Raw genomic sequence first — 20,811 nt, 5'->3', positions numbered from 1 at the left:
TCCTCATGATTTATCGCAGCGTGCGGACGCGGTTTCGAAATACACCTGGGGGTCGCTCTTTTCCGGCAACTCGAAGCGCAGGGCACAACGCGTCATGCCAGGGGCGCTGACCCACAATTGCGGTTGCTCCAGCACATTGGGCAGGAACACCTGGCCGCCATCCTGGACCAGGGTCACGAACTCCCCGCCAGCGGTACTGACGGACGCCCCGCGCGGCAGGGGTGTGCCCTGTTCGCTGTGCGCGTGCAGCAATACCCGACGTGTGCGGGTCACGCCAAATTCGACCCGATCCACGGCCCCGCGCCCGGCGGCGATCATTGCCAGGCCGTTGTTGATATCCGCATTGCGTGGCAGCGAGCGGGTCTGGACTTCCACCGGGCTGCGGCCGTAAGCGCTGACCTGCGGCACCACGGCCTGGCCTTGCCAGTCGGTCCACACTGGCCCGCTGGGGGTGCTCAGTTTGATGCCGCTGATGTCGCCCACCGATGCCACGGCGAAGGTGTCGCGCACTGGGTAGGGCGATAATGTGACGCCGCCGCCATGCATCACCACACCGCCTCGGGCGCTGCCTTGGTAGCTCGAACGCTCGGCGTCGGAGCGGCTGTAGCTGAAGTCCAGTTGGCTATAGCGCGGCAGGGCGGAGAGGCCCAGCGTGGTTTCCACCTGTCGATCACGGGTGTCGTGTTCGGCACTGACGCGGTAGCTCAGTTGATCGTCGATCTGCTCACTCAAACCCAGCCCGGCGCGGTGTTCGCCACCGGAGTTGCGCACCCAGCCGCGGGCCCGGCGGCTCTCGCCCAAGGGCACGCTGATGTTCAGGTACACCGCATTGTCTTGTTGCTGGCGGCCGCCCATCTGCCATTCGCCGCTGGCCGACAGCGACACCCCGCGCACGCTGGTGCCCCAGGAGACCAGGCCCCGGCTGCTGCTGTCGCCATCAAAGCTGCTGGAGCGTGAAGCCCCCGCACTGAACGCGCCCAACCACGGGTGGGACCATCCCAACGTCGCGCTTTGTTGATCGCGATAACGCGAGCGCCGTTGCTGAGTGGTCTCGGGTTCGTAGGTGGCTTCTTCCAGCTCCCGATAGCCCGCCGTGCGCCAGGAATTGGCCACGCTGAACGACCACTGATCATTCAGGCGCTGGGCCCATGACAGGTCGGTCTGCAGCCCGCGAACCTTGTCCCGTGCCTGGGTATCGGCGAGTTGGCTGGACAGCTGGATTTGACTGTCCAGCCACGGCAGCCAGCCCAGGCTCAACCCGCCCGCGCGATATTCGCTGGACGCCAGCACGCCGCTGCCCAGGGACAGTTGCGGGTGCACGGCGCCGGTCCAGCCTGCGCTGACCACCCAAGGATCATCGCCCTGGGCATTGCCGATGTTGCGCACGCGCCCCGCTGCGACCGAATAGCCCGGTGCTGGCAAACCAAGGCCGAGCATGGCCGCCGGGACGGTGAAACGCCGCTCGCCACCGCTGCTTTCGCGGACGATGACTTCGACGTCGGAGCGCGAGTTCAAACGGCGCACGTCCGTCAGGGAAAACGGCCCGGCGGGGACCACTGTGGAGTGAATCAACGCGCCGTTCTGCCGCACCTCGACCTGCGCCGGGCTGTTGGCTATCCCCTCGATGGTCGCGCCCTGGCCCTGCTCTTGAAGGGCCTGTTCGGTGAGGACCTGCACCCCGGTGATCTGCGCGCCGGACAGCACTGGGTTGTAGAGGTTGATCTGCCCGAGTTGCAGCACGGCCTGGTGGCTGGCGAACGTGCGCTGGGCGTAGGCCTCCAGGTGCGTGCTGCGCGACAGACCGTCCTGCCAGGTCTGTACCTGGCGGCTGCGCACGATCCAGTCGCCGGCGTTGAAGCCGACTTCGGTATTGGCCGAGCCGAAACGGCTGTCACCGTCACCGAAGCGGTTGTAGAACCCGGTGAGGTCGTAATTGAGCAAACCGGCAACCCCACCGGTTTCATAGCCCGAGACGTCTTGTTGCGCAGGCCGCAACGCCTCGGTCGGCACCACCAGCGACACCGTCAGGCTGGCCGGGTCGGGCTCCACCAGGCTTTGTGGGTAGCGTTCCAGAAAGTCATGGCAGGGGCCGTCATCTGCGGGGACGATCAGGTTGGCGGCGTCCAGCAGGGCGCGGTCAAAACACAGTGCCCCCTGCTGATCAAACCCCACCTCCAGCCGCCCCCGGCGCTGGCCGTTGACCCGCAGGCTGACAGCATGTCGGCCTGCGGCAAAGCGCGGTGCGTCGAGCAACAGGCTGGCCAATTGTGGATCAATGCCCCGCTGGTGCAGGGTCGTGGCATCAAACCCCGGTCGTGCTTCGGCCCAGGATGCTGCGGGCCAGAGCACACACGCCAACAGCATGGCCGGGCGAGTGATGCGGGCAGGTGTGTCGGGCACGGCTTCGCCGTCACGGTCGCTAAATACTGTTTTCACGAAAGGCACTCAAGTGATGGGCGTCTGTGCGCCCTGGTGACGGTCTTCGAGCCGTCACTTCGTTATGCAGGCGCCGGGCGCCTGGTGTATGCCGTCAGGTCAGAGGGGCTTCGTAGGCGGCTACCGCAAAGCCATACACCGTGGCCGGTTGCAGCCGTACGGTGCTGGCCGGGCCGCCGGTGGCCGGCATGCTCAGGGTTTCTCCCGGCAACACGTAGGTGCGCGGCAGCATCGCCTTGCCATCACCGGGCAGCAGGCGCAGTTCCTGGGCCAGGCGCACCACATACGGGCTGTCGTTGCGCACCTGCAAGGTGGCGCCGTGCTGCGACCAACTCAGTAGAGTCCACGGTGTGCGATTGCGCGCCAGGCCTTTGGGATGAATGATCACCGGCAAGTTCTGGCGCACCGTCACGCCTACCCGTGCATGCCCGGCTTCAGTGGCCGGCCGGCCCTGGGGCATGCCTTCAAAGATTGCCCGCTTGAGTCGCTGGGTGAGCAACGGTTGCTGGCTTTGCAGGATGAAACGCACCAGTTGCGATTTGGACGGTTCGACCCGCGACAGTGGCGGCGTGACCACCAGTAACGACTCGGTGTCCTCGGGAACATCTTCCAGGGTGACGTGCAGCAAGGCGAGTTGGCTGTCGGTGTTGGTCACCGATACGGCGGCTTCGCCATCGGTTTCGTAAATGATCACCACGGAGGTGTCTGGGACCATGCCATCGGCCTGTGCATAAGTGGCCGGCAGCAACGTCAGGGCAGCCAGGCAGGCCGCGGTTTTCAACAATGTCGTCGTCATGACGGGGTTTCCCATAGGGGCAGCATAAAGAAGTCAGAGGTAGCGCAAATCTAGGACGATGGAGCCGTCGAGCGGCACTTCCTGGTTCAGGGTCAGGTACTGGGCCAGGTTGATGGCGGTGTCGATTTGCAGTTGGGCGCTCAACTGGCCGATGAAGTCGGGCTGGCGATCACCGATGGGGGCAAAACCGACGTAGGTCCTGGGGGAGGCATTGGGGTGCGGTGCCCAGGTTTCGCCGTTGTCGCTGGAAGCCAGCGCTTGCATGGGTTGCGCATCGCCCAACGGGTTGCGATAAGACAGCGCCACCGACCCCAGGCGTTCGGCGGGCGCGTGGATGTTTCTGCCCAGGCTGTAAAGCCCGGGGGCCAAGGCGGACTCTGCGCGGTTGTCGATCCCAACCAGGGCAAATAGCATGGGCCTGGCGCACTGCACATTCAGCGCCAATGCCTGGCTGGGCAGTAGGGTGAACTCGCTGGGACTGAGGGTGTGAGCCGGGATTTTGCCGTGATCGACCGTGCCCTCGTCAGACAGCGTCACGTGGCAAGCGTCCGGCGTCAGCCGACCGGTCACCGTGATGTCGACAAACGACGCGGCAAAGGCCGCCGTAGCGTTCGTCAGTAAAAGGACTGTCGCCAAGAGGCGAGGGTAGGTAGTCATCGGTTTGCGCCACTGGCCGACGTGCAAACGGCCGAAACGGAAGAAATGCCCATGCCTGCCTGTTCCCGCCAGGCATGGGCGCCCAAGGCTTACAGGTACTTCACTTCCAGGGTGGCCGAGCCGTCGAGCGTCACCTCGTTGCTCAGGTCCAGGCCATCGGTGCGGGCGATGGAGGTGTCTACTACCAACTCCGTCACCAGTTCCTTGATGGAGGCCGGTTGGGTGGCGTCGTCCAGGGTGGCCAGCGCCATGTACAAGCCGGCGTCCCAGAACTTTTCGCTGTACCAGGTGTTGCCGCCATCCGAGGAGGCAATCGGTTGCATCTGTGCGCCGTCGGCAACGGCGTTACGCAGCATCAGCTTGTACCAGCCCAGCTTCTGGGTGCCGTTGATCAGGCCCAAGCCGTAGTCGGAAGAGGAAATGGATGAACCAGCACGGTTATCGATGGAGTGCAGGGCAAACTGAATGGGCGCATCGCACACCACCACCAGGGTCATGACATGGGTCCCGATGTGTGTAGGGTTGTCCGGACGCAGGTCTTTTGCGGAAATCTTGCCGTGGTCGATGATCCCGCCACTGCTCATGTTTGGCGTGCAGGCGCTAGGCACGATCAGGCCCTTGACGGTCAGGTCGACGGTAGACGCGGCGTAGGTGCTGGCGGAGCCGAGCAGCAGCAGGCTGGTGGTGAGGGTGGTTAACAGGGCTTTCATAGGGGCGAGTTCCTTTCGAACGAGTCTGTGTGTGGCACTTACAAGTAGCTGACCTGGACCGTGGCGTGCCCGTCGACGGGCACTTCATCCGTCAGCGTCAGGCTATCGGCGGGGGCGATGTGGGTGAACAGGCGGATTTCAGCGTCGAAATCCTTCACCGCGATCGGCACCAGTTGGTTGCCCACCGCGACGGCGGTCAGCAGGGTGTGCGTCAGCAGGCTGGTTGGTAGCCACGTCACGCCGCCGTCTTGTGAGGTGATGGTGCGTACCGCGACACCATCAGCCACGGGACCATAGAGATGGAAAACCGTGCCGCCGAGCTTTTCGCCTTCCTGGGTCAGGCCCAGCCCATGCCAGTACTGGTGGTTGGCAGAGGAGCCGGCGCGGTTGTCGACGGTGGTCAGGGTGAAGAACGTCGGTGCTTCACAACGCACGCTCAATTGCATGGATTGGTTGGGCAATGAGGTGTATTGCCCGGCGTTGAGGTCCTTGACTGCCATTTTTCCGAAGTCGATTGTGCCGCCGCCGGAGATCAGTGGCGCACAGGCGCTGGGTGTGATCGTGCCTTTGACGGTGAGGTCGGTGTTGCTGGCGGCCATTACCGGCGGCGCGAACAACAGTGTCAACATGAGTCGGGAGGCAAAAGCGTTCATAGGCAAAGGGCTCTTTACAAGAGGGGTCTACGTAGCGTCGACCGGGTTACAGGTACTTCACTTCCAGTGTCGCTGAGCCGTCCAATGCCACTTCATTGGTCAAGGTCAGGTCTTTTGCTGGCGCGATAGCGGTGTTGAGTACGATTTCCACGGCTGCATTCTTGAGGGGGTGAGGTGCCCAACCGCTCTCACCGTTGAAATCGCCGAAGGCAAACAATCGATTCGGTTCCACCGCATCGTCCTCATAAAGCTCTGACCACCGCCCGTCAGTGAACATCGTCAGCATGATCGAGGGGATATCGGTGACGGGATTGCGCAGCGTGATGTAATACCGCCCCAGCTTCTCTGTTCCGTTGATCAGACCCAGGCCATAGGCACCGGCGCGCATTGAGGAGCCTGCACGGTTGTCGACGGGGTTGATGCCAAACAGCGTGGAGGCTTCACAACTCACGGTCAGTTGCAGGGTTTTGACCTCAAGCAGGGTTTGGCTCTCTTGACTCAGGTCTTTGGCGGAGATTTTCCCAAAGTCGACGGCGCCAGGCAGGTTGGGGGTACAGGCGCTCGGCGTGATCAACCCCTTTACTGTCAGGTCTACGGAGCTGGCGGCGAAGGCCGATGTTGTGCTGGCGAGTAACAGGGCGGTGCCCACCAGATTCAGGGACTTGTTCATTGTTCAGATTGTTCCAGTGCAAGGTCGGCTGTTTAAGGCGTGCGCAAGCCTTTACCAGTCCCGTTGAGGGGCAGGTTGCAAGGTGGCTTGGCGCGCTGTGTCGAGGCTGCCGCAGTGCGGCGAGCCCGTTCCCTCTGATCGGGGTGGGGCGCAATGTAGCGAGGGGAGGGGCCGCGAGAAATACAACTTTTACGACAATGCCGAGGGGGCCTGAAAGTCAATCGGGTCCATGTCGGAATAGATGCGAGATCATGTAGGAAAATTGGTTTTTCGTAGTTGTTGCATCGTCTTAGAAGTGGTCATGAAGATATTTTAGTCTGGCGATAACGGTCATATGAGTGTGCTTAGGCGCATCTCTGACTCTTGCGCCAGCGCCAACCGGGCGCTGGCGAACCGATCGCAACACTGAGGTGACCATGGAGACTGGCGTATCGTTGAGCGCAGTGCTTTCCCGTGAATTGACTCCCTCGACCGCGCTGCCACCACACTGGCAGCATTTGAAGGTGCTGGTGGTGGAAGACCACTCCGCCTACCGCGCCTTGATGGGGTGGTTTCTGCATAAACTGGGGCTTGGCCATCAGCTGGCCGTCGATGGGCTGGACGGCCTCGCGGCGCTCGCCGAATACCCCTACGATCTGGTGATCAGCGACTGCCAGATGCCCGTCATGGACGGCTACAGCATGAGCCGGGCGATTCGACGGCGCGAATGCGCGAATGCGTCGGCACGCGTACCGATTATTGCCTTGACCGGCAACTTGGTAGACGACGATCCGCAACGTTGCCGCGAAGCAGGCATGGACGCCTGGCTGCTCAAACCATTGACCTTCGATCAACTGCGTGAAGTGCTGGCACTGTGGCTTCCCGGCCCGCCCGTTGCTGCACCGGTTTATCGGCTGTCAGCGCGTTGGCCAACCCGTGCCGGGCTGATTGATACCTTTGGAGATGCCCAAGTGGTGAGCCAGATGCTGGCCAGCCTGCTCTGTGAAGCCCAGGAGGACAGCGCTGCCTTGTTTCAAGCCCGACTGGCCTCGGATGTCCCTTCGACTGTCGAACGCCTGCATCGCCTGGTGGGAAGCCTGGCGTTTCTCGGCGTGGCTGAACTGGAGGGGCGAGGCATGAGCTTGATCGATCAAGTCCATGCTCAGGGCATCAGGCAGAGCACGCCTGCGTTGGAAGCCTTTGAGCGGGAGCTGCGTGACTACCTCACGTACTTGGGTTCCCTGTGAAGCCATTGCTGTTTGTAGGAAAAATAAAGCCTGAATTGCAGTCTATGGATGTAGGGTTTTTCTTTTTATTTTGTAGGCCTGCATAGAGCAGCTACGAAACGTTGATCGCAACGCAAACGCCTGGATTTAGACGGTTGTTGAGGGCCGCGGGCGAGGGTATTTTGCGCTGAATCAAGTTGCCATCATCTGTGGGTGTTTATGCTTCGCGTGATTATTGCTGACGACCATCCCATCGTGCGTATCGGGCAGCGAGTGGTGGTCGAGGCCAATGGCAGGTGCAAAGTGGTCGGCGAGGCCGATGGGCCTGACCAACTGCTGCGTTTGCTGGAAACGACCCCCTGTGACGTGCTGGTGACCGATTTCGCCATGCCGGGTGGCCAGCAGGCCGACGGGTATGGCTTGTTGAGCCTGTTGCACCGCCAGTACCCGAAGTTGCCGGTGATTCTGGTCACGATGTTCGCCAACGTCGCCACGTTGCGCGCCTCCTTTGCCCATGGGGCCCAGGCGATTGTGGCCAAAAGTGCCTCGGCCAAAGAGTTGCCGCTGGCGATCAATTCGGTCAGCGCAGGCCAGACCTTTGTCAGCGAGTGCTTGCGGGTGCAATTGATACAGGCTGGAACCGGCGACCAGTCGCAACAGCCACAGTTGTCGGGCAAGGAACGGGAGGTGGTGCGCATGCTGGCCAGTGGGCTGACGGTCAGCCAGATCGCCGCTCGGGTCAATCGCAGCATCTCGACCATCAGCAAGCAGAAAAGTACGGCGATGCAGCGTCTGTGCATCTCTACCGATGTCGACTTGTTCGCCTATGCCCGCAGTTGCGGCATGGTGCCGTAGGTGCACCGGCATTCGCCGGATAAATGCCGATAGTGTTCAACCGCGCCAGGGCTTATCGTACCGAGCCCTGAACCTGATGGATGGAAGCTGCCCATGAGTGACGCCCACACCGCGCTGATCACCACGTTCTACAGTGCGTTTCAACGGCTGGATGCCGAGGCCATGAGTGCCTGCTACACCGAGGATGTACTGTTCAGCGACCCGGCTTTCGGCGAGTTGCGCGGGCGCGATGCCGGCGACATGTGGCGCATGCTGACCACGCGGGCCAAGGATTTTTCGCTGACGTTCGACCAGGTTCGCAGCGATGACACCACGGGCAGTGCCCGTTGGGTGGCGACTTACCTGTTCAGCCAGACCGGCAATATTGTGGTCAACGATATCCAGGCGCGTTTTGTGTTTCGTAACGGCAAGATCTGCGAGCACCACGATCACTTCGACCTGTGGCGTTGGTCGCGCCAGGCATTGGGCACCAAGGGCCTGCTGCTGGGCTGGACGCCGCTGGTGAAAAACGCCGTGCGCGCCCAGGCGAACAAAGGCTTGAAGGCATTCCAGGCCAGTCGTTGATAAGCTTGGCGCTCCTCTGGTGTGTTGAAGCTTGCCGTGACTGATCCCGCTGAACCCAAACCCTGGTACGTCTACCTGGTGCGCGCCGCCAACGGCGCGCTGTATTGCGGCATCAGCAATGACCCGCTGCGCCGGTTCGCCTCGCACCAGAGCGGCAAAGGCGCGCGGTTTTTCCTGAGCAGCCCGGCGGTGGCGCTGGTGTATACGGAGCAATGCGCGAGCAAGGGCGAGGCGCTGCGCCAGGAGCGGTTGATCAAGAAACTGAAGAAGAGCGCCAAGGAATGTCTGGCGGCGCAGGGCTCATTGATCTGACTGATAGGCTCCCATCACGCCACCAGAGCCGGTTGCACGCTAAGCTGCGGGTTCATTTACCCCGTGGACCCCAGCATGCCTGAGCTAATCCTGCACCACTACCCAACGTCTCCTTTCGCGGAAAAAGCTCGGCTGCTGCTGGGCTTCAAAGGTTTGTCCTGGCATTCGGTGCATATCTCGCCGGTGATGCCCAAGCCAGACCTGACAGCCCTCACCGGCGGCTACCGTAAAACCCCAGTGCTGCAAGTGGGCGCCGATATCTACTGCGACACCGCCTTGATCGCCCGCCGCCTGGAGCAGGAAAAAACCGCGCCCGCGCTGTTCCCGCTCGGCCAGGAAATGATCACCCAAACCTTTGCTACCTGGGCCGACAGCGTGGTGTTTGCCCACGCGGTGAGCCTGGTGTTTCAGCCGGAATCGGTGGCGGTGCGCTTCGGCAAACTGCCGCCGGAAGCGATCAAGGCGTTTCTCGCCGACCGCGCCGCGCTGTTCAGCGGCGGCACCGCGAGCAAGTTGCCAGCCGAACTGGCCAAGCACCAATGGCCAGCGATCATGGCGCGCCTGGAGCAGCAATTGCAGCGCGAGGCCGGGGACTTCCTGTTTGGCGAGCCGTCGATTGCCGACTTTGCCCTGGCCCACCCGTTGTGGTTCCTCAAGGCCACGCCGGTGACTGCGCCGTTGGTGGATGCTTATCCGGCTGTGTCTGCATGGCTGGGTCGCGTGCTCGGTTTCGGCCACGGCACGTCCAGCCAGATGACGGCCGAGCAAGCCTTGGAGGTTGCGCGCGACGCCACACCGGCAGCGTTGCCGGACGAAGTGTTCGAGGACTTGAATGGCTTTAAGGCCGGCCAGCAGGTGAGCATCAGCGCCATCGACTACGGCGTCGACCCGGTCGCCGGCGAATTGCTGTTTGCCGGGCGCGAAGAACTGATCCTGCGCCGTACCGACCCACGCGCCGGCACCGTGCACGTGCACTTCCCGCGCTTTGGTTTTCGCCTTCAGGCGCACTAACTGAAAATATTTGCAAATAAACGTGAGGTAAACCGGCGGCCCATCCGTGTAGTTCTTGAAACTGCGATCTATTCGCATTAACAGCGTTTTCTACACGGGTTCTCACAGCATGAAGTCGACGGCGGGCGGTTTGGTTAAACAGTGGCTGGGAGCCTCGGTACTGGCGGTATCGGGGCTGGCCTTGCTGCCCCTGTGTGTGGCACAGGCGCAGGAGCAGCAAAGCGCCCAGTTCAAGTTTGCCCTGGCTGCCAAACCGCTGCCCCAGGCCCTGAGTGATTTCAGCCGGGTCACCGGTATCAGTGTGATCTACACCGATGAAGCGCCCTACGGCTTCAGCGCCCCGGCGGTCAGCGGGCAGATGAGCGCGACGCAGGCCTTGCAACGCCTGCTGGGCAACTCCGGGTTCACCTTCCGCCAGATCGACGCCCGCACCCTGGCGCTTGAGCCGCTGCCGACCGACGGCGCGGTCAACCTCGGCGCTACCACCATCAGTGGCATCGGCCAACCCCAGGACAGCACCAGCTACCAGCCGCCGCCCACCAGCTCGGTGATGCGCTCCCGTGCCTTGCTGCTGGAAAGCCCGCAGACCGTCAACGTGGTCCCCGCCCAAGTGCTGCGCGACCAGACCCCGCGCAATCTGGATGACGCCCTGGGCAACATCAGCGGCATCACCCAGGCCAACACCCTGGCCAGCACCCAGGACGCGGTGATGCTGCGCGGCTTTGGCGACAACCGTAACGGCTCGATCATGCGCGACGGCATGCCGGTGGTGCAGGGCCGTGCGTTGAACGCCACGGCGGAGCGTGTCGAAGTGCTCAAGGGCCCGTCCTCGCTGCTGTATGGCATCCAGGACCCGGGCGGCGTGGTGAATATCGTCAGCAAAAAGCCCGAGCTGACCCAATCCACAGCCCTGACCGTGCGCGGCTCCACCTTCGGCAACGGCAAGAACGGCAGCGGTGGCAGCCTCGACACCACCGGGCCGATCGGTGACTCGGGCCTGGCCTATCGCCTGATCGTCGACCATGAAGACGAAGACTACTGGCGCAATTTCGGCACCCACCGCGAGTCGCTGGTGGCGCCGTCCCTGGCCTGGTACGGCGATTCAACCAAGTTGTTGTTCGCCTACGAACACCGCGAATTTCTCTCGCCGTTCGACCGCGGCACCGCCATCGACAAGTCCAACCACCCGCTGGACATCCCGGCCACTCGCCGTCTGGACGAGCCGTTCAACAACATGGAAGGGCGTTCCGACCTGTACCGCTTTGAAGCCGACCACGATTTGAACGACGACTGGAAAGCCCATTTCGGCTACAGCTGGAACCGTGAGACCTATGATGCCAGCCAGGTGCGTGTCAGCGCGGTAAATACCAACGGCACCCTGACCCGCAAGATGGACGGCACCAAAGGTGCGATCACCACCGACCGTTTCGCCACGGCCAGCCTGGAAGGCAAGGTCAATGTGCTGGGCATGCAGCATGACCTGGTGTTCGGCCTGGACGACGAGTACCGCAAGATCTACCGCGCCGACCTGATTCGCCAGAACTCGCGCGGTACGTTCAACTACAACAACCCGGTGTACGGCAACGAAGTCGCGGGCACTACCGTCAGCGCCGCCGACAGCGCCCAGACCGACCTGTTGCGCAGCGACTCGCTGTTCTTCCAGGACGCGATTCACCTGACCGACCAGTGGATCTTTGTGGCCGGTGCGCGCTATCAGATGTATGACCAGTACGCCGGCAAGGGCGTGCCGTTCAAGGCCAACACCGACGGCAACGGCCAGGCCTGGGTGCCGCGTGCCGGCCTGGTGTATCGCTACACCGATGAGTTGTCGTTCTACGGCAGCTACACCGAGTCGTTCAAACCCAACTCCACCATCGCCGCCTTGGCCGATGGCAGCACGTTGACCGGTGACCTCACGCCGGAGGAATCCAAGTCGTGGGAGCTGGGCGCCAAGCTCGACATCCCCGGGCGCATCACCGCCAGCGCAGCGTTGTTCACTATCGACAAGCGCAATGTGTTGGTGTCGGTGGGCTCCGGCGCCAACACCATCTACAGCATCGCAGGGCAGGTGCGTTCCCGTGGCCTGGAACTGGACGCCAGCGGCCAGTTGACCGACAAGTGGAGCCTGATCGGCAGCTACGCCTTCACCGACGCCGAAGACATCAAGGACAACGACCCGACGCTGGAAGGCAACCGCCTGCAAAACGTGGCCAAGCACACCGGCTCGCTGTCGGTGGCCTACGACTTCGGCAACATTTTCGGCGGCGACCAATTGCGCGTGGGCACCGGTGCACGCTACGTCGGCGAACGCGCAGGCGACGCCGCCAACGACTTCAACCTGCCGGGCTACACCGTGGCTGACGCCTTCGCCACCTACGACACCAGGATCGACGGGCAGAAGGTCAAGTTCCAGGTCAACGTGAAAAACCTGTTCGACCGCGTTTACTACACCTCGGCGGCCAGTCGCTTGTTTGTGTCCATGGGCGATGCGCGGCAGGTATCGGTGTCCAGCACCCTGGAGTTCTAAAACCTGGCGAGCTCCCTATGGCAAGTGTGCTCCTTGTTGTGGGCAGGCTTCCTCTGGTGAGCGGGCTTCCTCTGGTGAGTGGGCTTCCTCTGGTGAGTGGGCTTCCTGTGGTGAGCGGGCTTGCCCCGCGTTGGGCTGCGAAGCAGCCCCAAAACAGACTCCATGGTGTTCCTGAAAGAACGCGACGGCATCATTAAGGGCGGCTTCGCCACCCAACGCGGGGCAAGCCCGCTCGCCACAAAGGTACGGAGCTGTTAGCGTTGCGGCCATTAATGGCTTTGCGGAACACAGTACTGATGCACTTTGGACGATGGCTGCACCTGCTGTGCCTGAGCGTTTTACTGGGCGGCTGCGCGAGTGTTTCGCAGCCTTCCACGCCTTCAACCCTGGATCAGCTGTTGGCCGATCCTGTCCTCAACGGCGCCACGGTTTCTATCATGGTGCGCGACGCCCGCAGCGGCAGTACCCTCTATCAGCACAACCCGTGCACCCGTCTGATTCCGGCTTCCAACCTTAAGTTGCTCACCACCGCTGCGGCGATGGATGTGCTGGGGCCGCAATACCGTTTTTCCACCCAGCTGTTGAGCAACGGCACCCGGCAAGGCGAGCGCCTGGCCGGCAACCTGTACCTGCGCGGCCTCGGCGACCCGACCACGCAGTTCGTCGACTACCAGGCATTGGCCGCCCAGTTGGCGAGCCTGGGCGTGCGCCAGGTACAAGGCGACCTGGTTTTCGACGACACCTGGTTCGACGCCGAACGCCTGGGCGTGGATTGGGCGCAAGACGATGAAAGCACCTACTACGGCGCGCAGATTTCGGCATTGACGGTGTCTCCCAATGCGGATTTTGACGCGGGCACCTTGCTTGTCACCGCGAAGGCGCCCGTCGCGCTCGGCCAGCCAGTAAGCGTGATGCTGAGCCCGTCCACCGACTACGTGCAACTGAGCAACCGTGCCGTCAGCGGCCCCGGCAACAGCTACGCCATTACCCGCCAGCACGGTACCAACCTGCTGCAACTCAGCGGCGCGCTCGCCCCGGGCAAGCAAAGTCGGCAGTGGGTGAGTGTGTGGGAACCGACGCAACTGGTGGCCAATCTGTTTGAGCAGGCCTTGGCGCAGCAGGGCATCCAGGTGCTGGGCCGGCGCGTGATCGGTGGCGCCAGCCCCGCGACGGCGACGGTGTTGGCGGAGCATCAATCGGCGCCGTTACAGGACTTGATCACACCGCTGCTCAAGCTCTCGAACAACAACATGTCCGAAGCGTTGCTCAAGGCCATGGGCCGCAAAACGGCCAACGCGGGTACGGCGGCGGCGGGCGTGGTGGCGGTAGCGGCGTTCATGCAGCGCCAGGGCCTGGACCCGGCGACGCTCAGCCAGGTGGATGGCTCAGGTTTGTCGCGGCGCAATCTGGTCTCGTCGCAGAACCTGACCGACCTGCTGCTGGCTAGCGCCAAACAGCCCTGGTTCGACGCCTGGTACAACGCCTTGCCGATTGCCGGCAATGCCGACCGTATGACCGGCGGCAGCCTGCGTTATCGACTGCGCGGGACGGCGGCCGAAAACAACCTGCATGCCAAGACCGGCTCGATGGCCGGCGTGTCATCGCTGAGCGGCTATATCACCGATGCCGACGGGCGGCGGCTGGTGTTTTCGATGATCAGCAACAACTACCTGAGCGATGCGGCACCGATCCGCGCCCTGGAAAACCGCCTGGCCGTGGCCCTGGCGCACTGGCACGACTGATTCAGGGCTGGTAGCCCATCCGCCAGCTCACGGCCCGGGTCGCTGCCAGCAAGCGCTGCGCCGCCGGGCCATCTTCGTCGGCGTGGAACAGCGAGGTGGGGCCGACCACGGTCATCACCGCCGCCACGTGCCCGACCGCGTTGAATACCGGTGCCGACAGCGCATCCACCCCCGGCATCAGCAGGCCATGCACAAAGTGCAGGCCGCGCCGGCGGATTTGTTCACAGGCCATGGCGTAGGCCTGGTCGTCGGCGAGGGCATGGGCGGTGCCGGCCTGGATTTCACGCTCACGCAACTCGACGGTTTCCCGCGACGGCAGGAAGGCACTGAACACCAGCCCGGTGGACGAACTGAGCAGAGGCAACACCGACCCCAATTGCGTCACCACCGTCACCGCGCGTACTGCCGGTTCGATCTGCACCACCGTCGCGCCCTGGTTGCCCCATACCGCCAGGAAGCAGGTTTCATTCAACTCGTCGCGCAGCTCTGCCAGGGGCATCGCGCCGACTTTCAGCACGTCCATGCTGCCCAGTGCGGCCAGGCCCACGCGCAATGCTTCGCGCCCCAGGCCGTAATGGTTGGTGGCGGCGTTCTGTTCGGCAAAACCCGAGGCGATCAGCGCCTGTAAATAACGATGCACCTTGCTCGCCGGCATCTGCACATGATCGGCCAGCCGCGACAACGACGTGGAGGGCGACAGTTCGGCCAGGGCCTTGAGGATGTCGGTGCCTACTTCGGCCGATCGGACTTTCTGTTTACCGGTGTCGCGGGGCTTTTCCATGGAGGGGCGAGAATCCGAGAGATGAATGGGCGTCTTTATAGCTTGACGGTCGATAGTGATCAAATTACGTTATGCGTAACTGGATTACGATAAAAACAACTTCCGCCTTGAGGATGATCCATGAACCTCGAATACCTGTCGGGCTTCGGCAATGAATTCGCCAGCGAAGCCCTGCCCGGCGCCTTGCCGGTCGGCCAGAACTCTCCGCAAAAAGCACCCTACGGGCTGTATACCGAACTGTTTTCCGGCACCGCCTTCACCATGGTGCGCAGCGAAGCCCGCCGCACCTGGCTGTACCGCATCCAGCCATCGGCCAATCACCCGGCGTTCGTCAAGCTGGAGCGGCAGCTGGCCGGCGGCCCGTTGGGGACGGTGACGCCCAATCGCCTGCGTTGGAACCCGTTGGATATTCCGAGTGAGCCGACGGACTTTATCGACGGCCTGGTCGGCATGGTGGCCAACTCAGGGGCGGAAAAACCCTCAGGCATCAGCATCTACACCTACCGCGCCAACCGCTCGATGGACCGCGTGTTCTTCAATGCCGACGGCGAACTGTTGATCGTGCCCGAGCAGGGCCGCCTGCGCATCGCCACCGAACTGGGGGTGCTGGACGTCGAGCCGCTGGACATTGTCGTGTTGCCCCGTGGCCTCAAATTTCGTGTCGAACTGCTGGATGCACAGGCGCGCGGTTACGTCGCCGAAAACCATGGCGCGCCGCTGCGCCTGCCGGACCTGGGGCCTATCGGCAGCAACGGCCTGGCCAATCCGCGTGACTTCCTCACCCCGGTGGCCCACTACGAAGACCTCAGGCAACCGACCACGCTGGTGCAGAAATTCCTCGGTGAACTGTGGGCGTGCGAGCTGGACCATTCACCACTGAACGTGGTGGCCTGGCACGGCAATAACGTGCCGTACAAATACGACCTGGGCCGCTTCAACACCCTTGGCACCGTGAGTTTCGATCATCCCGATCCGTCGATCTTCACCGTATTGACATCGCCCACCAGCGTGCACGGCCTGGCCAACCTCGACTTCGTGATCTTCCCGCCGCGCTGGATGGTGGCCGAGAACACCTTCCGTCCGCCGTGGTTCCACCGCAACCTGATGAACGAGTACATGGGCCTGATCCAGGGCGCCTACGACGCCAAGGCCGAAGGCTTCCTGCCCGGTGGCGCGTCGCTGCACAGCTGCATGAGCGCCCACGGCCCGGACGGCGAGACCTGCACCAAGGCCATCAACGTGGACCTGGCACCGCACAAGATCGATAACACCATGGCCTTCATGTTCGAGACCAGCCAAGTGCTGCGTCCCACTCAGTTCGCCCTGGAGTGCCCGCAACTGCAACTTTCCTATGACGCGTGCTGGGCCTCGTTGCCCGTCACCTTCAACCCGAACCGGAGATAACCCATGACGCAGCCAACCCCTACCCGCAGTTGGGTAGCCTCCGCCAATGGTCACCGTGATTTCCCCCTGCAAAACCTGCCGCTGGGTGTGTTCAGCATCAACGGCTCGGTGCCGCGCAGTGGCGTGGCGATTGGCGACGCGATCCTCGACCTGCACGCCGCCGTGGATGAGTTTGAAGGCGAAGCCCGCCGCGCCGTTGATGCGACTGCGGGCGGCCAGTTGAACGCCTTTTTCGAGCTGGGCCGTGGCCCGCGCGTGGCCTTGCGCGAGCGCCTCCTGGAGCTGCTCGCCGAGGGCAGCAAGCTGCAGGCCCGTGAAGCGCAGGTGCTGCACCGCGCCGCCGATTGCCAGATGCACCTGCCGGCGAAGATCAACGACTACACCGACTTCTACGTCGGCATCGAGCATGCGCAAAACGTCGGCAAACTGTTCCGCCCGGATAACCCGCTGTTGCCGAACTACAAGTACGTGCCGATCGGTTATCACGGCCGCGCCTCGACCATTCGCCCCTCGGGTGCTGACGTCCGTCGCCCCAAAGGCCAGACCTTGCCGGCCGGCCAGACCGAACCAAGCTTCGGCCCCTGTGCGCGCCTGGATTACGAACTCGAGCTGGGCATCTGGATCGGCCAGGGCAACGCCATCGGCGACTCGATTGCCATCGGCGATGCAGCCGAGCATATCGCCGGTTTCTGCCTGCTCAATGACTGGTCGGCGCGGGACATCCAGGCCTGGGAATATCAGCCGCTGGGCCCGTTCCTGTCCAAGAGCTTCATCACCAGCATTTCACCGTGGGTGGTCACGGCCGAAGCCCTGGAACCGTTCCGCAAAGCACAGCCGGCGCGGCCCGAAGGCGATCCGCAGCCACTGCCGTACCTGCTGGATAAGCGTGACCAGGCCGCTGGCGCCTTGGATATCGAACTTGAGGTGCTGTTGACCACCGCCGCCATGCGCGAACAGAACCTGCCGGCTCATCGCCTGGCCCTGAGCAACAGCCTGCATATGTACTGGACCGTCGCGCAATTGGTGGCGCACCACAGCGTCAACGGCTGCCAATTGCAGGCCGGCGACCTGTTTGGTTCGGGGACGTTGTCGGGTCCTGAGGCCGGGCAGTTCGGCAGCCTGCTGGAGATGACCGAAGGCGGCAAGAAGGTCATCGAGCTGCCTTCCGGCGAAGTGCGCCGGTTCCTGGAGGATGGCGATGAAGTCATCCTGCGCGCCCGCTGCAACCGTGAAGGCTTCGCCTCCATCGGCTTCGGCGAATGCCGTGGCACTGTGGTCTCGGCGCGCTAGGAGGGCAGGGCGATGGAACTCTATACCTACTACCGCTCTACGGCGTCCTACCGGGTGCGCATCGCCCTTGCGCTCAAGGGCCTGGTTTTCACTGCGGTGCCCGTCAACCTGCTGGTGCCGGCGGGTGGCGCCAATCGCCAGCCCGAATACCTGGCCATCAACCCCCAAGGTCGCGTTCCGGCCTTGCGCACCGATGACGGCGAGCTGCTGATTCAGTCCGCGGCGATCATTGAATACCTGGACGAACGTTATCCACAGGCGCCGCTGCTTTCCAAGGACATGGCCACCCGTGCCCATGAACGCGCAGTGGCGTCGATCATCGGCTGCGATATTCACCCGCTGCACAACTCCAGCACCCAGAACCTGTTGCGTCAGTGGGGACATGACGAGGCGCAGGTGCTGGAGTGGATCGGGCATTGGATCAGCCAGGGGCTGGGTGCGGTGGAACAGTTGATTGGCGATAAGGGGTATTGCTTTGGCGAGCAGCCGGGCATGGCCGAAGCCTTCCTGATTCCCCAACTGTATGCGGCGGAGCGCTTCAAGGTGCCGTTGGGGGCGTATCCACGCATCGGCAGGGTGGCGGCGTTGGCGGCGCAGCATCCGGCATTTATCCAGGCCCATCCTGCCAATCAACCCGACACTCCTGAGTGATCGTGCCCACGCAGAGCGTGAGCACAATAATAAAAACAGGTACCTTGCGATGCACAATCAGATTGCCAGCTTTCGCGCGGCACTCGATGCCCGTCCGGTGTCGCGCTACCAGTGGTTGATTCTCCTGTTGCTGGCCTTGTTGCTGGTAACCGATGGCTACGATGCCCAGGTGCTGGGTTATGTGGTGCCGGCGCTGGCGTCGGATTGGGGGCTGGAAAAGGCCGCGTTCGGACCGGTGTTCAGTGCCAACCTACTGGGGCTGACCTTGGGCTCGTTGCTGGTGACACCCCTGGCCGACCGCTTTGGCGTACGCCGCATCCTGCTGGGCTGCGTGCTGATCTATGCCAGCCTCACGGTGTTGATGATCTTCGCCAGCTCGCTGACAACGCTGATGGCGGCGCGCTTTATTTGCGGTATCGGCATGGGCGGCGCGATGCCCAGTGCCATGGCGTTGATGTCGGACTATTCCCCGCCACGTTTGCGCACCTTGATGGTGACGTTGGCGGCGTGCGGCTTCTCGTTCGGCGGCGCAGCCGGTGGGTTTGTGGCCGCAGGATTTATCGACGGCTTTGGCTGGCAGGCGGTGTTTCTTGCCGGCGGCGTGACGCCGTTGCTGCTGTTCCCTTTCCTGGTGTGGCTGCTGCCGGAATCCCTGCCGCGCCTGCTGCGCGATGCGCCGCCGTATGCACGCTTGCATAAGGTCACCGCGCGCATGTTGCCTGGGTGGCGTGCGCCGCTGGCGGGCGAGGAAGAAAACCGCCACGAGCAGGGCAGCCCGTTGACGGTGGTGGAGCTGTTTCGCCATGGCTATGCACGCCCGACCGTGCTGATCTGGGCGACCTTCTTTGTCAGCCTGATCCTGCTGTATTTCATGATCAGCTGGTTGCCGTCGCTGCTGCTGGAAAGTGGCCTGGCGTTGAGTGAAGCCAACCTGGTGACCTCGATGTTCCTGTTCGCCGGCACCTTGGGTGCCATCGGCATGGCCTGGTTTGCCGACCGATTGAAGCGCAAGGTGCGGCTGTTGTCCGGCGTGCTGGCGGCGGCGGCGGTGTGTACCGTGCTGCTGGGGCTGAACCACGACAATCCGCGCTATCTGGTGGCCTGTGTATTTGCCGCCGGGTTTTGCATCATCGGCGGGCAACTGACCCTTAATGCTTTCGCCAGCAATTTTTATCCGGCGCATGTACGCGCCACCGGTACGGGTTGGGCATTGGGTGTAGGGCGCTTCGGCTCGATCCTGGGCCCGTTGCTGGGCAGCATGCTGCTGGCGATGCATATTCCGGTGCAGCAGATTTTCTTCTTCTGCGCGATTCCGGCGGTGATCGCGGCGTTGTTGATCATTCAAGTGCGCTCGCCCGCGCCTGACGCGCCGAAGAGCTCTTTGCACGGCGATATCCTCAAGGTACCGGCCAATCACTGAAGATGTTGCATCTACATCGAGCAGGATCACTGTGGTGAGCGGGCTTGCCCCGCGCTGGGCTGCGTAGCGGCCCTAAAAATCGTGGGAGCGCTTCGCACTCCAGCGCGGGGCAAGCCCGCTCACCACATAAGCCCGCTTGCCACAGGGAAATAGGCGCTTGAGAGCAGTGGGTTCAATGCACCACGGAGTTGGGCGGCAGGTGCCCCAGGCGTTCAGTCAGGCGCAAGCGTTGGATCGGGTCTTCGCTGAGCATCAGCGCGTGTTCAAGGTCGAAGCGCTCGGCGTTGGGGCAGTCCAGGCGTTGATACAGGCTGGCCCGTGCGAGGTAATCGGCAGCGCTGGCATTGCCCAGTTCCAGCACGCGCTCGGCGTCGATCAGCGCGGCCAGGGGGTTGTCATTGGCCAGGTGCAACTGGCGCAGGTTGCGGGACAGCCGTTGCAGGATCGAACGGGGTTCGGCGGTGTGCAAGTGGTCGACCTGCAACTTGAGGTTGGGGCCATACTGGCGTTGCAGCAGCTCGCGGCAATCGTTGGGGTACAGGCGTCGTCCGCCGCAGGGGTCCAGCAGGTGATCGGCACCGGGCACCCGCAGCAGGAAGTGGCCGGGAAAGTTGACGCCGACCATGGGAATGCCCAGGCGTCGCGCCAGCTCCATGGCAATCAACCCCATGGCCAGGGGCTGCCCGCGTTTGCGTTGCAACACCTTGTCCAGCAGGGCGGCGGCGGGACGCAGCGGGGTGAAGTCATCCTGGGCGAAGCCGAGGTCATTCATGCGTCGCAGCAAGGGTTGGCCCAGTTCATCCGCCGGCAGCAGGGGCATGCCCAGGCTGACCTGTTGCTCGAGCAGTTTCAGGTCCTGCATGATCAACGCCGGTTGCACCGTCGGGTCATGCTCGGCGGCGATCCACAGCGCGGCTTCAAACAGCGCGGGGGGCGAACGTTCCAGGCAGGCGAAAAAAGCGTGACGGGGATTCATTGCATTCTCCGGCGAATGCCCCCGTTTTAGCCTTGCTGGGAATTTTCGTCCAGTGGCTTAAGAAATATCCTATCCGCTTATGTCACAAGACCTACAAAACCGGACGGCTTATTCCAGCGCACTTCGGCAGTTTTCTGCCGCAAGCCTATAC

The 20,811-nt window shown here is 62.9% G+C and carries 19 protein-coding genes; 11 read left to right on the top strand and 8 right to left on the bottom strand.

All coding sequences use genetic code 11. The annotated features are described in order from the left end of the window. Positions 1-3 precede the first annotated feature (3 nt). From PspCFBP13509_RS02895 to PspCFBP13509_RS02870, 6 genes are all read right to left on the bottom strand, one after another. The gene (locus tag PspCFBP13509_RS02895; RefSeq protein ID WP_178084535.1) at positions 4-2,436 is read right to left on the bottom strand and encodes a fimbria/pilus outer membrane usher protein; all 2,433 of its coding nucleotides are present in this window, start codon (positions 2,434-2,436) and stop codon (positions 4-6) included. Positions 2,437-2,530: 94 nt separating this feature from the next. Further along, the gene (locus PspCFBP13509_RS02890) at positions 2,531-3,232 is read right to left on the bottom strand and encodes a fimbria/pilus chaperone family protein (RefSeq protein WP_065924218.1); all 702 of its coding nucleotides are present in this window, start codon (positions 3,230-3,232) and stop codon (positions 2,531-2,533) included. Between the two features lie 33 nt (positions 3,233-3,265). Further along, the gene (locus PspCFBP13509_RS02885) at positions 3,266-3,889 is read right to left on the bottom strand and encodes a DUF1120 domain-containing protein (RefSeq protein WP_137211532.1); all 624 of its coding nucleotides are present in this window, start codon (positions 3,887-3,889) and stop codon (positions 3,266-3,268) included. 89 nt (positions 3,890-3,978) lie between these two features. Beyond that, positions 3,979-4,599 (bottom strand): DUF1120 domain-containing protein, encoded by a 621-nt coding sequence (locus PspCFBP13509_RS02880; RefSeq protein ID WP_065924216.1) that lies wholly within the window; start codon positions 4,597-4,599, stop codon positions 3,979-3,981. A 38-nt stretch (positions 4,600-4,637) separates the two neighbouring features. Beyond that, positions 4,638-5,252 (bottom strand): DUF1120 domain-containing protein, encoded by a 615-nt coding sequence (locus PspCFBP13509_RS02875; protein WP_137211531.1) that lies wholly within the window; start codon positions 5,250-5,252, stop codon positions 4,638-4,640. A 46-nt stretch (positions 5,253-5,298) separates the two neighbouring features. Then, on the bottom strand, positions 5,299-5,922 hold the full coding sequence (locus tag PspCFBP13509_RS02870) for a DUF1120 domain-containing protein (protein WP_065924214.1): 624 nt from the start codon (positions 5,920-5,922) through the stop codon (positions 5,299-5,301). A gap of 416 nt (positions 5,923-6,338) precedes the next feature. On the opposite strand from PspCFBP13509_RS02870, the gene PspCFBP13509_RS02865 reads away from it, so the two are divergent. The 7 genes from PspCFBP13509_RS02865 to dacB all read left to right on the top strand — a co-directional run bounded on the left by PspCFBP13509_RS02865 (position 6,339) and on the right by dacB (position 14,138). Then, complete coding sequence (locus PspCFBP13509_RS02865; protein ID WP_065924213.1) at positions 6,339-7,148, top strand: response regulator; 810 nt, start codon at positions 6,339-6,341, stop codon at positions 7,146-7,148. A 198-nt stretch (positions 7,149-7,346) separates the two neighbouring features. Continuing rightward, positions 7,347-7,982: a response regulator transcription factor gene (locus PspCFBP13509_RS02860; RefSeq protein WP_065924212.1), complete on the top strand. Its 636-nt coding sequence runs from the start codon at positions 7,347-7,349 to the stop codon at positions 7,980-7,982. Positions 7,983-8,075: 93 nt separating this feature from the next. Continuing rightward, complete coding sequence (locus tag PspCFBP13509_RS02855; RefSeq protein WP_065924211.1) at positions 8,076-8,546, top strand: nuclear transport factor 2 family protein; 471 nt, start codon at positions 8,076-8,078, stop codon at positions 8,544-8,546. A gap of 36 nt (positions 8,547-8,582) precedes the next feature. Then, complete coding sequence (locus PspCFBP13509_RS02850) at positions 8,583-8,858, top strand: GIY-YIG nuclease family protein (RefSeq protein ID WP_065924326.1); 276 nt, start codon at positions 8,583-8,585, stop codon at positions 8,856-8,858. Between the two features lie 75 nt (positions 8,859-8,933). Further along, on the top strand, positions 8,934-9,869 hold the full coding sequence (locus tag PspCFBP13509_RS02845; protein WP_137211530.1) for a glutathione S-transferase family protein: 936 nt from the start codon (positions 8,934-8,936) through the stop codon (positions 9,867-9,869). Between the two features lie 109 nt (positions 9,870-9,978). After that, positions 9,979-12,396: a TonB-dependent siderophore receptor gene (locus PspCFBP13509_RS02840; protein WP_137211529.1), complete on the top strand. Its 2,418-nt coding sequence runs from the start codon at positions 9,979-9,981 to the stop codon at positions 12,394-12,396. 296 nt (positions 12,397-12,692) lie between these two features. After that, a complete protein-coding gene (dacB, locus tag PspCFBP13509_RS02835; RefSeq protein WP_137211528.1) occupies positions 12,693-14,138 on the top strand; it encodes a D-alanyl-D-alanine carboxypeptidase/D-alanyl-D-alanine endopeptidase in 1,446 nt (481 codons plus the stop codon). A gap of 1 nt (position 14,139) precedes the next feature. On the opposite strand, the gene PspCFBP13509_RS02830 is transcribed toward dacB, so the two are convergent. Further along, on the bottom strand, positions 14,140-14,919 hold the full coding sequence (locus PspCFBP13509_RS02830; protein WP_065948972.1) for an IclR family transcriptional regulator: 780 nt from the start codon (positions 14,917-14,919) through the stop codon (positions 14,140-14,142). Between the two features lie 120 nt (positions 14,920-15,039). Between PspCFBP13509_RS02830 and hmgA the strand changes: the two genes are divergently transcribed. The 4 genes from hmgA to PspCFBP13509_RS02810 are packed head-to-tail and all read left to right on the top strand — an operon-like array spanning position 15,040 to position 19,684. After that, positions 15,040-16,323: a homogentisate 1,2-dioxygenase gene (gene hmgA / locus PspCFBP13509_RS02825; protein WP_137211527.1), complete on the top strand. Its 1,284-nt coding sequence runs from the start codon at positions 15,040-15,042 to the stop codon at positions 16,321-16,323. Between the two features lie 3 nt (positions 16,324-16,326). Then, a complete protein-coding gene (fahA, locus tag PspCFBP13509_RS02820; protein ID WP_065924205.1) occupies positions 16,327-17,613 on the top strand; it encodes a fumarylacetoacetase in 1,287 nt (428 codons plus the stop codon). Between the two features lie 12 nt (positions 17,614-17,625). After that, complete coding sequence (gene maiA, locus PspCFBP13509_RS02815; protein ID WP_074843986.1) at positions 17,626-18,264, top strand: maleylacetoacetate isomerase; 639 nt, start codon at positions 17,626-17,628, stop codon at positions 18,262-18,264. A 49-nt stretch (positions 18,265-18,313) separates the two neighbouring features. Further along, complete coding sequence (locus PspCFBP13509_RS02810; RefSeq protein ID WP_065948970.1) at positions 18,314-19,684, top strand: MFS transporter; 1,371 nt, start codon at positions 18,314-18,316, stop codon at positions 19,682-19,684. 172 nt (positions 19,685-19,856) lie between these two features. Here the strand turns inward: PspCFBP13509_RS02810 and PspCFBP13509_RS02805 are convergent, their stop codons facing one another. After that, positions 19,857-20,660 carry a SirB1 family protein gene (locus PspCFBP13509_RS02805; protein WP_137211526.1) on the bottom strand — a complete coding sequence of 268 codons (804 nt, stop codon included), beginning with the start codon at positions 20,658-20,660 and terminating at the stop codon, positions 19,857-19,859. Positions 20,661-20,811: the final 151 nt, after the last annotated feature.

The sequence above is a fragment of the Pseudomonas sp. CFBP13509 genome, from assembly GCF_005233485.1.
In the GTDB taxonomy this organism is placed as follows: domain Bacteria; phylum Pseudomonadota; class Gammaproteobacteria; order Pseudomonadales; family Pseudomonadaceae; genus Aquipseudomonas; species Aquipseudomonas marginalis.
This window is presented reverse-complemented; position numbering and strand designations above follow the sequence as displayed.

Excerpts from the sequence above, each read along its gene's own strand:
- PspCFBP13509_RS02890 (WP_065924218.1), bottom strand. The coding sequence starts at position 3,232 with ATGACGACGACATTGTTGAAAACCGCGGCCTGCCTGGCTGCCCTGACG.
- PspCFBP13509_RS02885 (WP_137211532.1), bottom strand. The coding sequence starts at position 3,889 with ATGACTACCTACCCTCGCCTCTTGGCGACAGTCCTTTTACTGACGAAC.
- PspCFBP13509_RS02880 (WP_065924216.1), bottom strand. The coding sequence starts at position 4,599 with ATGAAAGCCCTGTTAACCACCCTCACCACCAGCCTGCTGCTGCTCGGC.
- PspCFBP13509_RS02875 (WP_137211531.1), bottom strand. The coding sequence starts at position 5,252 with ATGAACGCTTTTGCCTCCCGACTCATGTTGACACTGTTGTTCGCGCCG.
- PspCFBP13509_RS02870 (WP_065924214.1), bottom strand. The coding sequence starts at position 5,922 with ATGAACAAGTCCCTGAATCTGGTGGGCACCGCCCTGTTACTCGCCAGC.
- PspCFBP13509_RS02865 (WP_065924213.1), top strand. The coding sequence starts at position 6,339 with ATGGAGACTGGCGTATCGTTGAGCGCAGTGCTTTCCCGTGAATTGACT.
- PspCFBP13509_RS02860 (WP_065924212.1), top strand. The coding sequence starts at position 7,347 with ATGCTTCGCGTGATTATTGCTGACGACCATCCCATCGTGCGTATCGGG.
- PspCFBP13509_RS02855 (WP_065924211.1), top strand. The coding sequence starts at position 8,076 with ATGAGTGACGCCCACACCGCGCTGATCACCACGTTCTACAGTGCGTTT.
- PspCFBP13509_RS02845 (WP_137211530.1), top strand. The coding sequence starts at position 8,934 with ATGCCTGAGCTAATCCTGCACCACTACCCAACGTCTCCTTTCGCGGAA.
- PspCFBP13509_RS02840 (WP_137211529.1), top strand. The coding sequence starts at position 9,979 with ATGAAGTCGACGGCGGGCGGTTTGGTTAAACAGTGGCTGGGAGCCTCG.
- dacB (WP_137211528.1), top strand. The coding sequence starts at position 12,693 with ATGCACTTTGGACGATGGCTGCACCTGCTGTGCCTGAGCGTTTTACTG.
- PspCFBP13509_RS02830 (WP_065948972.1), bottom strand. The coding sequence starts at position 14,919 with ATGGAAAAGCCCCGCGACACCGGTAAACAGAAAGTCCGATCGGCCGAA.
- hmgA (WP_137211527.1), top strand. The coding sequence starts at position 15,040 with ATGAACCTCGAATACCTGTCGGGCTTCGGCAATGAATTCGCCAGCGAA.
- fahA (WP_065924205.1), top strand. The coding sequence starts at position 16,327 with ATGACGCAGCCAACCCCTACCCGCAGTTGGGTAGCCTCCGCCAATGGT.
- maiA (WP_074843986.1), top strand. The coding sequence starts at position 17,626 with ATGGAACTCTATACCTACTACCGCTCTACGGCGTCCTACCGGGTGCGC.
- PspCFBP13509_RS02810 (WP_065948970.1), top strand. The coding sequence starts at position 18,314 with ATGCACAATCAGATTGCCAGCTTTCGCGCGGCACTCGATGCCCGTCCG.
- PspCFBP13509_RS02805 (WP_137211526.1), bottom strand. The coding sequence starts at position 20,660 with ATGAATCCCCGTCACGCTTTTTTCGCCTGCCTGGAACGTTCGCCCCCC.